This is a genomic window from Clostridium fessum (assembly GCF_003024715.1).
Lineage (GTDB): Bacteria > Bacillota > Clostridia > Lachnospirales > Lachnospiraceae > Otoolea > Otoolea fessa.
In genome coordinates, this window is sequence record NZ_PYLO01000005.1 from 226,541 (window position 1) to 238,672 (window position 12,132).

Consider the following 12,132-nt stretch of genomic DNA (forward strand, 5'->3'; position numbering starts at 1 on the left):
CGACCTCTTCGTTATAAATTGTAAATCTGACTCGCATGCACTTTTCTCTGCTCATTATACTAGATCTGTTCCAGAATCACAATATCCGAATCTCCCGCGTCTCCCCCCTGATCCACCGGAATAAATCGGTCTTTTAAGCCCGGCGTCAGCCAGATCGTGCCGCTCTCGTCAACTAGGACTGCCTCATAGTCCTGATGCGCCGCCCAATGTGCCGCTGCCTTTTCCCGTCCCATGACAAACAGGGCGGTCGAAAGCCCATCGCAGCGCAGCCCGCACGGTCCGATGATTGTCACAGAAATCAGCCCGCTATGCGCCGGCGCCCCAGTGGACGGATCCATGATATGCCAGTAAATTGTTCCGTCATCATCCGTGAAATAGCGCTCATAGCCGCCGGAGGTAATGACCGCCTCATCCTGCACCCTGACTCCGCCCAGATAGCCGTCGCTCTCTGGATCCTTGATGCCGACATACCATTTCTCGCCATCCGGTTTTGTTCCGATCGTCTGGATATTGCCTCCAAGACTGAACAGTGCGCTCGTCACGCCATCCTCCTTCATAGTCTTTACCACCTCATCTCCGGTAAATCCCTTTCCGACACCGCCTAGATCCACCATCATTCCTGGCTCGATCGATGCCGTATCTGCTTCTAAACCGACCAGACGATAATCGACCGATTTAAGCAGGCTTTCCCGCTCGCTCTCACTGGGGACCCGGTAATTTCCCGTTGTAAATCCCCAGCTTTGCACAACCGGGTAAATTGAAATATCGAGTGCACCATCTGTTTCGACTCCCAGTGCCAGCGCCTCCTGCATCAGATAACGCGTATCCGCTGAAAGTTCCGCCGTTTTCTCCTGGTTCAGATGAAAAATATCGCTGTTTTCCTGTGTTGTCGAAAGCTCCCCTTCCAGCTCTTCCACCCGCCGTTTCACTTTTTCCTGCAAATTTGCACTTCCGCCGTAGGCGTCAAACTGCATCACAGTATCCATCGCAAACACTGTCCAATTCTGCCCTTCTCCCGGATTCTGGTTCGAATTTGAGGGATTTTTCTCTAAATTTTCGTTTTTTTCTACTGCTGCCACATTTTCTGCCGTCTCTTCCATAGACGCAGATAAACGAGGACGGTCATTCTGGACCGTCCCCGTTTGATCCGGCTGCGATGAAGCACCGCAGCCACACAGCAGCAGAGTTAATAAAATCCACCACTTCTGTTTCAATTTTTACTCCTTTAAATACAACTACTCTTCTTCAGAAACAGACTCTTCTTTCTCAGAAGTATCGCCTTTACCTCCGTCGGATTCTTCCTTATCAGAAATATCATCTTTTACGTTACCGGTCTCATCCTTCTTGGAATCATTGTCCTTAGATTCATCCGTTTCATTCTTCTTGGAATCGTCACCAGTTTCGCCGGATTCATCTTTCGAATCATCCTTGTCAGCATCGCCTTTATCTGAAGTTTCGTCTTTCTTCTCATCCGAAGTATCCTTGGACTCGTCCGAATCCTCTTTCTTGTCCTCGTCTACTTCCGGTGCCTTGTTCGCATCGTCTGTCTCGTTCTTCTTATCGCCATCCGGTACATCTGCCTTGTTTTCGTCATTCGTCTTCGGCTCTTCCGGTGTTTGCTCCGGTGTGGCGACGATCTCATCTGGGAGAACTTCGTCGGCGAGAAGCACTTGGGATTTCTTGATTAATTTCCAGCTTTTATCAAGTTTGCACTCAATCGTTTCGTTATTCCCAGTATAGATAAGAATTTCATTCTCCTCTTCTTCACTCAGTCCGGACGCTGAAACCTTTAAACAATCGTAATTATCATTGCTCTGAGATGTATCCGTTGCATGCGGTGCAAACTCACCACTTCCAAGGGACGCAGAACTGAATGCCTTGCTATACGGTTTTCCATTTACCTCAACCGAATTAATCTTCTTTAAGAAGGTTTTTAGCTCTTCTCCCTCAACTCCATTGAAGCGAATCAGTAAATACTTATTTCCCCAATTACTCTCTGTTACAACACTGGAAACCTTAATTTCTGTATCCGCTTTCTGGCTCTCAACTGTAACCATGATCGACTGATTATCGTAACCTTTCGCTTCGATCACAACCTCATTCAGACCACTATCCAGTGCGCTTGTCTGAATTGTCAATGTTGTACCATTTACTGCAAATCCAAGCGCAACATCTTCCTCCTCATCATTGCCAGTTACTTTTACAGACTTAATTGCTTTCAGATACTCCTCATCACCAGTCAGAACCAGCGGTTTTCCCTCATCAACCGTAGTGCTGCCTGTCAGTTCCGGTGCTGGAAGCAGTTTCTCTTCGTCACCCGCTAACTTCATATCCTTTGTAACTGTAAAGGTAAGCTCTTTGTATCCTTCTGCCTGGATCGTTACATCGGTGCTTTCTTCGGTGCTGAAACCGTCTAAAGTGAAATCGATGCAATCAAAATCCTGTACATTGTTATATGGATCATCTGCATCTGTCATCTTCCATGTAGGGTTATACGAACTAAGGCTGTAAGCTTTTGTATACTCTTTATTTCCAACCTTCACGGATGTAATCTTAGCTAGGTAATCTTTTACACTCGTTCCCTTTGAAGCCTTAAAAGAAGCACGTCCAAAATCTGGATCAAATGACCAGCTGGCTTTATGTTTGCTGAACTCCACTACTTCTGGAGCTGCCATCTCTTCCTGAATTTCTTCCTCTTCCTTCTCAACCACAAATTCACATCTCAGCGCCTCTGTGTAGTAATTCGAACGAAGAGTCAGCTTATAGCTTCCCGGCTGAACCTGATGGAGAATCAGCTTCTTGCCATCCCCGGATACTTCATAGTAAACATCGTTGCTGCTGGACACGCCCTTCGTGTAGATATTTCTCTCAACAGCATCCTCCTCATCGGAAAGCAGAGTAACAGATTTCAGGTTCTTCAAGAAATCTCCCTCGCTGCCCTCAACGGTAAATTCAGCATCTGCAAAGTAGTATGTTTTCTTTCCATCTACTGTCTTCTTTGCTGAAAATGCATTTTTAGCATCCGCATAATCAACCTTCAGCGCCAGATCACTCTCCAGCACCTTATTATATGTAAATGCAATACTCTGGCTCTTATATCCCGTTGCATCAACGGTCAGCTTGTACTCCTCACCAGCCTTGAATACATCCGCATTAATGGTAATGGTGCCAGCTTCTTTGTCGATGGAATATTTATCCTTGCTGAGTGCCTGCCAGTTTCCATTGACAACGATACCCTGAACTGCCTCGATATACTTTGTATCCTCTGTCTTCAGGACTACCGGATCGCCCTCTTTGTTCTGTACAACTGTAATCGCCGGTGCATCCTGACGGGAGAAGTTTCCATTGTACTGGATATCGCCGAGCAGACCATCTTCAAGAACCTCTTTTGCCGTTGCCGGATGGTTCGGATCCAGTACTCCGTTTTCACGGTAATCTGCAAATGGGAGCATTCTGTTCTCTTCGTATTTCTGATTCTCGCTCTTATTTACGTAGTCTGTCCATCTGAAGAAATCATCATCTCCAGTATCAAAGACTGCATCTGGAATCGCATTGTACCACCACTCCATCACTGCCTTGGACGCATCATTTTCCATCTTGGTCTGTTCAAGGAGATGTGCATTTACAAGCAGATCTGAATCAAAAATCAGGTTTGCAGAGATTGCAGAGCTTCCTGAGCTGCTGCCGCTGGAGCTTCCACTTCCGCTGGAACCAGTCGATGCGGTGCTGATACCGTCGAATCCGTATGCCGCCATTTTCTGGCCATTGGTCTGTTCCTTCTCTTTTACCGGCTCTGCGCCCGTTGTCACCTTGAAGCTCTTGGAGAATGACCGGAAACCATTTGCATATACAGTGATCTTGTAATTGCCCTTGTATGGCAGATGGTCTGTATTATCATTGTACAGAACAAATAAATCCTGGCTGTAGAGATACCAGTCATCGATCATCTTAAGGTCGCTTACTGTTCCGTTCGGAGCTTCCAGTGTCACACGCTCGATCGGTGTCTCAATTGCGTATACCAGATCGCTGACTGCAAAATGGAGATTCTTACCGGACTGCGGTGTTTCCTTAAGCTCCAGCGTCGGTACTGTCTCATTGACGACATGAATCGGGACGAGCGCGGAACCGCCTGCCGACGATACAACCCGCACATAATAACGTCCATTATTAAAGAAATTGCTCTGTCCTGTCTGGATAGTCAGCTGTCCAACGCGTCCCTGTCCGTGCGCCACATTCTTTTCACTGTCAAATACGAGACTCGAATTGATTGTGTTCTTCTGCTCATTGTATTCAACCAGTTCCAGTTTGCGGATGCCGTCAAACCACTCTTTTTCCTCATTTGTATTATAGTTAAACAGAATGGTAACAGCTGCTTTTCCATTTTTTGGAAGAACTGCATCCGGTGAGTAGCTCGGATGAGTCTGTTTTTCCTCATTCAAGTTATAAGTAGTTTTTTTCGGAGAAATGCGGGGATTTCCGTCTTCATCGTAATTGGTCAGATAATAGTCCCAGTAAGCAACCGGCTCATGCGTCAGAATCTTCTCAGGCAGATAGCCGTCGTTTTCCTCATATACAGCATCTTCCTGGCTCTCATTGCTCAGAACCACCGTCTCTTCCTTTGCCGCATCTTCTTTGCTGCTGACGGTTACTTTGCCCGGTGTGCCAAGAAGCGCCAGTTTTGCCATACGTCCGTCATCTGTGATCGGAGTTAAAAGATTGGTTACATCTTTTCCATCGACCTTAACGACCGTATTGCCTGCATTGTATCCCTCATCAAATGCGATCGGAAGCCACCAGCCCAGGGAATTTACTTCGGTAAGCTTTGTCTTCGTCTCATCTACCAGCGAAACCATCTGCGGCTTGTCTGGATTTTCAGTGTTTCCGTTATCTCCGGCATTTCCGCCATTCTGATTTCCGTCATTCCCGGAATTACCGTTATTTCCAGAATTACTGTTATTTCCGGAATTACTGTTATTTCCAGAATTACTGTTGCTTCCAGAGCCCCCCGAATGGCTGCCGCCGGAACTGCCGGAATTCCCCGAACCGCCTCCTGATACGCTGCTTCCGTTGCCGTCTGCTGCCGGGCTGCTCGCGTAACCTCTATCCGCACGGGTCTGGACCTCTCCATTTTCATTGACCCACTGTCCATCCGCATTGACGCTGTAGCCGTCCGGCGTCCGACCTTCGGTGTGCATCTGACCATAGTTTTCTGCACTCAAGTTATCAAAATAATAGCATTTTCCATCAATCCACTGCCATCCGGTCACGGTCATACCTTCCGTTCCGTCGGATGCAGTGCTGAAGAAATACCATTTTCCTGCATTGTCCTTCCACCAGCCGCGGCGCATCTGTCCTTCCACGCCATCGGCAGTTGTGTTCATATAGTACCGGCGTCCATCGACGGTGATCCATCCAGTCATCATCCGTCCGGTCTGCGGATCCAGATAATACCAGCCATTCTCGGTCTTAACCCATCCAGTCTTGAGCGTTCCGTCCGTTCCCTGATATTTCCAGTCCTGTCCTTCCTGAATCCAGGCGCCGGTCTGTACTCCGGACTCCGATGCCGGTCCGGTTGAAGCATAAGCAGTACCTGCCTGCGCCGCCGCTAACACGGTCACCGCTGCCAGAATTGCCTGCCGGGATCTTCCCTTACCTTTCATACATATTCCTCCATATAATCTTTTGTAATATCTTACTCTCCGCACCGGATTAGTCATCCCTAACCCAGACAGCCGAGGAGGTTAGTATAAACTAATCTAATAAAATCTGTCAATTATTTAAATCTATTTAAAAATGAGAATTTTTATCTATTTTTTAATTGAATTTTATTCTCAATAAAGCATTGCTTTTTTAGTTGCTAAAACTAACATGCAAATTTCTTTTTCCATTCAGCACATGTTAAGTCTCATTTTGCAGCGATTTTTCCTCCTTTTTCCCTGATATTGCCTCGCTTGCCATGAATTTTAAAAAAACATATTTTGAGAATTTTTTTCTGTTTGCTTCATTTCGTATATTTTTATCCTTTTCGCACATACTCCATCTGTAAACATTTTGTCCCATTCCAGTCCCTTCGCGGTCACTGATATTGGCTTCTCTGATAGGAGATTTACACGATGCAGATTTCTTCATCCATTGAAAATAACCGGACTTTTTTTCAAAAAAAGCTCCGACCGGACATCAGTTTTGATGTCGTAGATCGGAACCTGATGATCGGCGGGCGCGATGCCTGCCTCTACTGTATTGATGGTTTTACCAAGGACGATACGCTTTTAAAAGTGCTGCAGGCGATGAGCAGCATTGAAACCGCCCAGATGCCTGACAATGCAAACGATTTTGCCGCCCTCTACCTCGCCTACGGCGAAATCGGGCTGGAAACGGATTCGGACGCGCTGATTATCCAGCTTCTCTCCGGTGTTCCTTTTCTTCTGATCGACGGGTATGCACAGGCACTCACAATAGACTGCCGCACCTATCCCGCCCGCGGAGTCAGCGAACCTGAAAAGGATAAGGTATTGCGCGGCTCGCGCGATGGTTTTGTCGAAACGCTTGTGTTCAATACGGCTCTGATCCGGCGGCGCATCCGCGATCCGAAGCTGCGGATGGAAATCATGAATATTGGGGAAAGTTCGCACACCGATATCGCCATCTGCTACATGGAAAACCGGGTGGACACCGAACTTTTAAACCGCATCCGCACCCGGATTCAAAAAGTGCATGTCGATGCCCTCTCGATGAACCAGGAAAGCCTTGCCGAATGTATTTATCCGCACAAATGGTTCAATCCGTTCCCAAAATTTCGTTTTTCAGAGCGTCCGGATACCTCCGCTGCCTCGATTCTGGAAGGAAATATCATCATTCTGGTGGACAATTCGCCATCCGCAATGATTCTGCCATCCTCTGTTTTCGATATCATCGAGGAAGCCGACGACTACTATTTTCCACCGCTGACCGGCACCTATCTGCGCCTGTCGCGGACGGTCATCTTTTTCCTGACCTTATTTCTGACACCGCTGTGGCTGCTTTTTATGCAGAATCCCGGCTGGATCCCGGAATGGCTCGCTTTTATCCGTGTCACCGACGAGATCCATGTAGCGCTGATCTATCAGCTTCTGATCCTGGAATTTGCCATCGATGGTCTGCGGCTCGCGGCAGTCAACACCCCCAGCATGCTGACGACACCGCTCAGTGTCATCGCCGGTATCGTGCTTGGAGAATACTCGGTCAAATCCGGCTGGTTCAACAGCGAGACGATGCTCTATATGGCGTTCGTCACGATCGCCAACTACTCGATGACGAGCTTCGAACTCGGCTACGCACTCAAATTCATGCGCGTCCTGCTCCTGATTCTGACCTTTTTCCTCAATCTCTGGGGCTTCATCGCCGGAACACTCATTGCCGTCGGCTGCCTTGTCTTTAACCGGACAATCGCCGGAAAAAGTTATATTTACCCGCTAATTCCATTTCACTGGAGTGAATTAAAAAAACGGCTGCTCCGGAACCGGCTGCCGCATGAGGAGAAAAACGGATAAGAATGTCGCATAAAATGTCCGCATACCCACAACTGCCCGGATGGTTCCGGGTACTGGCTGTGGTTTATGCGGACATTTTAACTTCTATATCTATCTTCTATTTTTCTTTCTTATACACTACCTCTTTCAGCACCTCCAGCGCCTCCTCATACCGCTCTGCCCCCATCGAGGCACAGGACAACAGGAGCTTCGGATATCCCTCTTGAAAATGATGCTCCTGTTTTTCCAAAAGACTCCCGACCGACTCCACCGGGCGGACGGCGACGCCTGCCTGTGCCGCACGCCCGGCAATTTCCGCCGATGTAAGCGGGCTGTCAAGCTCCATGAGAACCAGAAAACCGGCATCGCCCAGATGCGTTCGCGCTTTTTCTCCAAAAATGCGCCGCACCGCATCACACAGACACTTTGCCTTTGCCGCGTACAATTTCTTGGACTTTCGGATCTGGCTTTCCAGATGTCCGTCCCGTATAAACTGGCATAGGGCAATCTGCTCTGCCTTGGACGCCGTCTGGTTATAAAAACGCCCCCGCTCCTGATACCGTTTCAGCAGATCCGGCGGCAGGACCATGTAGCTCATGCGGATCGATGGCAGAAGCAGCCTTGAAAATGTCCCCAGATACACGACGCCCCGCCCTCCGGAAAGCCCCTGCAGGGACGGTGTCGGGCGGTTATAATAGCGGAACTCACTGTTGTAATCGTCCTCAATAATCAGCATATCCTCGCGCGCCGCATCCTTTAAAAGCTTCATCCGGTCGCCCACCGGCATGACCTCGCCCCAGACTGTCATCTGAGAAGGCGTTAAATAGCAGACACTTTTCCCCGTGGATTTCATTGCCTCTGATGTCTGTTCAAATGGCATTGTTTTCATTTCTTTTGCACATACATCTGACTTTTCCGTTCCACACAAATCCATCTTAAAGGATCCGGTCCTCATCTCAGTTTTTTCCCAATACTCTCTTATATCTCCAGTCCAAAACCCATAATCCTCAAAAATCTGGCGTCCCTGCCGGAACGACGGATTAAAAAACCATACGCTGTCCCGCTCCCGCAGCATCGGGCACAAAATATGCAAGAGACTCTGCACACCCGCCCCTACTACGATACTGTCCGGCGTACAGATCACATTGCGGTGGCGCCCCAGATACGCGCAGAGCGCCTCCCGGAATTCCCGCTCTCCCTGCGGTTCGCCATAAGAAAGCAGCCGCTCATCCTGGCGCAGGGCGCTCTTGACATAGCGCCGCCATAAATCAAACTGGAAGCTCTCCCGATCCACATTTGAAGACGCAAAATCATACCGGATTTCCGGGCGTTCCTCCTGATGCGGCACACCGTGCTCTATTTCCTCCCGGTTTGCAGCCGCCAGCACCGCATCCGTTACATAAAACCCGCTCTGCGGACGCGAAATGATATAGCCATCCGCCGCCAGCAGCATATACGCCGTCTCCACCGTCGTCCGCGAAAGCTGCAGCTGCAGGGAACATTTGCGGATCGACGGCAGCTTCGCTCCCGGCTTCATCTGACCGGACACGATCAATTCTTTGTAATATTCATATACTCTCAGATATCGGCTCTGTCCCGGTTCGCTTAAATTCAGTTCCATCGTATTTCCTCTATCTATTTATGTAAATGGCGATGCACCGCATCGATCATCCGCATCATCCCATATCCCAGACAACCGCCCTCTTTCCGTCTTCACAATATTTTTCATCTCCACCACTTGTACCCCTTATACCCAACTGCCTTCCTCAATTATACCGTTTTCTCCTGCTTATAGGCAATCCCCAAAATTGAGTACTGTTACTGTTCACGCATACGTGCCCAGTAACGGAAATTCCGAGGAAGAAATCAAAGATCCTCTTCTTCCTAAGAAAGAAGAAATCCCCACATATCCTCTCCACACGGCTGTTCTATTAAATCCTCTATACAGATTTTTATTTTTCATTTGCGTTGATTTTTCACAAAAATGTGGATATAATATATTATAACAAGGATTTAGGAGGTTGTTTTATGCTGATTCAATTTAGTGTAGAGAACTTTCTCTCTATCAAAGATAATGTCGTGTTATCCCTGCTTGCCAGTAAGGATAACGAACATCCAGAGCACCTGATTGTGGACGGAAACAAAAAGCATTTGAAGTCTGCTGTGATTTACGGCGCCAATGCTTCTGGAAAGTCCAATGTCTTGAATGCGTTTTGGTTCATGGTAAATTATGTGCTGACTTCGCATAACCAGCAGCTCCACAAAACCATTGATCGTTCGCCTTTCAAGTTTGACCGGGAAACACCCTCTCGCCCCAGCAGCTTCGAGGTCATCTTCACCACAAATGGCATCCGCTATGCGTATGGCTTTTCTGTAACAGACAAAGCTGTTATCGAAGAATATCTGTATTACTATCCCAATGGCAGGCAGGCACTCATTTTTGAGCGAAAAGACACAAAAGATTTTCGCTTTACCGTTGATGTCGATGAACAAAACACTCTCAAGGATCGCACTTCGGCCAACAAGCTCTATCTGTCTGTCGCATCAAACTGGAGCTATTCCAAAGTGATTCCAGTTCTGGAATGGTTTGCTTCCTGCCAGATCATCACGAAACATTCTGTTGCAGACGCCTACGGCCTTGAAGCAGAACAACTCAAAGAGGATGACTACCGGCATGTGATCGCCTCTATGCTGCGTGTTGCAGATTTTGGCATACAATCCCTTCAGATGCGTGATGCAGAATCCGCTCCTTCTCAGCGTAATGATATCTTTACCAATATTGAGGCCATTCACACGGTACAGGATACAGAGGGAAATACTTCTTCCTACGCGCTGAACATGGCAGAGGAATCTGATGGCACCAACAGTTATTTCAAACTGATCGGTGTTGTAAAAAAGGTGCTGGATGAAGGAACCCTTCTTGTCGCTGACGAGATGGACGCTCATCTGCATCCTCTTCTGACAAAGCATCTGGTCTCGCTTTTTAACAGTGTGGAGTTCAATCCAAATGGAGCCCAGTTGATTTTCACATCACACAACACCAATCTTCTTAACCTGGATGTACTGAGGAGAGATCAGATTTGGTTTACCGAAAAAGACGAGCAAACAGCGGCTACCGATCTGTTCTCCCTTTACGATTTTTCCATCCGCAAGGATGCTAAGGTGGAGAAGGGCTATCTGATTGGCCGTTATGGTGCGATCCCCTTTATCAAGGGAGGGCTGTAAAATGGCACGTGGAAAAATTGAAAAGCGTGGACAGCGACGCAGAAAAATAAAGCCTGTCACTCTGATTGTAACGGAGGGTTCTCAAACTGAGCCTAAGTATTTTGAACACTACCGCAACCGTCAGACAAACATTGATATTCGTGTGGTAGGAAGCCGCACCAGCGGAGGTGAAACAGATTATCTCAGCCTGATCCGGAAAGCCGTGGAATACCATCTTCAAAATGACAGCAGCAAACCGTTTGGAATTGCTGTCAATCCATTTACCGACATCCATCAGCTGGTGGAATCACTGCTATAATGTTTCAAAGAAACATGGGTGGCACAAAATTGTCTCTACATTGGCACAGTCCTGCCCTTTCGCCGTAAATCCATATCTGTTATACTTGGTACAGTCAAAACTTTGCATAGCAGCCGCTCCGGTTTGGAGCGGCTGTTGTCAATTTCAGTAAAGGTGGTGGTTTCTATTCTATTTCAAAAAGCCCGGAAAGTGCTGAACAACGAGCGGGGCGAGATCAACTATTTCAGTACGATACTGCTGCGTTTATAAAGCTGGAGCAAATAATCTTTTCTGCGACGCTTGACCGCCGACACCAAATATGCCGTAAATCTAAACCATCCCACAGTGAACCTCACATGGCTAAAGTCACGTGCTTCTCAGCCGTTTTAAACGGCAAGACTAAATATCGGCGGATACGCCAGTAACTTAGAATTCGTGCGGATACGCACTTTTCCCATGCCGGATACGGCTGGTTTCCACATTACAGGTAGTCCGCTGTATATCTGCCTGCGTTTATGCCGCTTTTAAATTGTTTACTTCTACATAAAGCTTTCTTAAATCTGCATAAACACATGAGGTTCTGCGCTTCACCGCAGGTACTTTTGCCTCCAGTGAAGACCTTCCCGTTTCCGGCAAGGGTTTTAATAATTCTCGTATAAAATATCTCGCTCCGATATTATAGGATGCTGACAGGTCGCAGTTGTACTGTTTTCCCGTTCGAAAGGTACATAGGCTATGGTTCTCCGGGTTTCTTACTACCACTCCGCTTCCGTCACAGGCCAGCCTGCTGGTGTTCCGGGCACTGACCATGGACACACGAATTCCGTTCCGATGTGCCTGATGTTCACACAGTTTCTGAATATCCCGCTTTCTCCATAAATGAAGCTTTTGTTTCTTTTTTCCGGATATTTTTCCCTGCATTTCCAGATACTCAAACACAATTACACCTGCCTGATACTCTGCGGCATATTTCGTGATCTCCGCAGCTATTTTGCGGGACAGCTCCATATTCAGCCTTTTTGCATAATCCCATCGGCTTTGGACCTGTCTGGAGGAATGTTCCCTCTGAAAACGGCGGATTCTGCCAAGCACATGATACAAATGGTCTTTATCACTGGAGAA

The 12,132-nt window shown here is 47.6% G+C and carries 7 protein-coding genes; 3 read left to right on the forward strand and 4 right to left on the reverse strand.

The annotated features are described in order from the left end of the window. Positions 1-59: 59 nt before the first annotated feature. Together C7U56_RS13580 and C7U56_RS13585 are read right to left on the reverse strand one after the other, a co-directional pair. Entirely contained in the window at positions 60-1,214 is a 1,155-nt protein-coding gene (locus C7U56_RS13580) for an FAD:protein FMN transferase (RefSeq protein WP_233430277.1), read from the reverse strand. Between the two features lie 21 nt (positions 1,215-1,235). Beyond that, a complete protein-coding gene (locus C7U56_RS13585) occupies positions 1,236-5,660 on the reverse strand; it encodes a hemoblobin-interacting domain-containing protein (RefSeq protein WP_107001663.1) in 4,425 nt (1,474 codons plus the stop codon). A 453-nt stretch (positions 5,661-6,113) separates the two neighbouring features. Here C7U56_RS13585 and C7U56_RS13590 point away from each other — a divergent pair, with 453 nt between their 5' ends. After that, positions 6,114-7,529 (forward strand): spore germination protein, encoded by a 1,416-nt coding sequence (locus C7U56_RS13590; protein WP_022360194.1) that lies wholly within the window; start codon positions 6,114-6,116, stop codon positions 7,527-7,529. A 97-nt stretch (positions 7,530-7,626) separates the two neighbouring features. Here C7U56_RS13590 and C7U56_RS13595 read toward each other — a convergent pair whose 3' ends face one another. Further along, positions 7,627-9,129, reverse strand: a complete 1,503-nt coding sequence (locus C7U56_RS13595; RefSeq protein WP_107001664.1) for an aminotransferase-like domain-containing protein — start codon at positions 9,127-9,129, stop codon at positions 7,627-7,629. A gap of 407 nt (positions 9,130-9,536) precedes the next feature. On the opposite strand from C7U56_RS13595, the gene C7U56_RS13600 reads away from it, so the two are divergent. Both C7U56_RS13600 and C7U56_RS13605 read left to right on the forward strand, forming a co-directional pair. Continuing rightward, positions 9,537-10,733, forward strand: a complete 1,197-nt coding sequence (locus C7U56_RS13600; protein WP_107001665.1) for an AAA family ATPase — start codon at positions 9,537-9,539, stop codon at positions 10,731-10,733. Between the two features lies 1 nt (position 10,734). Further along, positions 10,735-11,031, forward strand: a complete 297-nt coding sequence (locus tag C7U56_RS13605) for an RloB domain-containing protein (RefSeq protein ID WP_107001666.1) — start codon at positions 10,735-10,737, stop codon at positions 11,029-11,031. 492 nt (positions 11,032-11,523) lie between these two features. On the opposite strand, the gene C7U56_RS13615 is transcribed toward C7U56_RS13605, so the two are convergent. Then, on the reverse strand, positions 11,524-12,132 hold a 609-nt coding region (locus C7U56_RS13615), incomplete at its 5' end, for an IS200/IS605 family accessory protein TnpB-related protein (protein WP_233430278.1).

Coding starts and splice junctions, on each gene's coding strand:
- C7U56_RS13585 (WP_107001663.1), bottom strand. CDS start 5,660: ATGAAAGGTAAGGGAAGATCCCGGCAGGCAATTCTGGCAGCGGTGACC.
- C7U56_RS13590 (WP_022360194.1), top strand. CDS start 6,114: ATGCAGATTTCTTCATCCATTGAAAATAACCGGACTTTTTTTCAAAAA.
- C7U56_RS13595 (WP_107001664.1), bottom strand. CDS start 9,129: ATGGAACTGAATTTAAGCGAACCGGGACAGAGCCGATATCTGAGAGTA.
- C7U56_RS13600 (WP_107001665.1), top strand. CDS start 9,537: ATGCTGATTCAATTTAGTGTAGAGAACTTTCTCTCTATCAAAGATAAT.
- C7U56_RS13605 (WP_107001666.1), top strand. CDS start 10,735: ATGGCACGTGGAAAAATTGAAAAGCGTGGACAGCGACGCAGAAAAATA.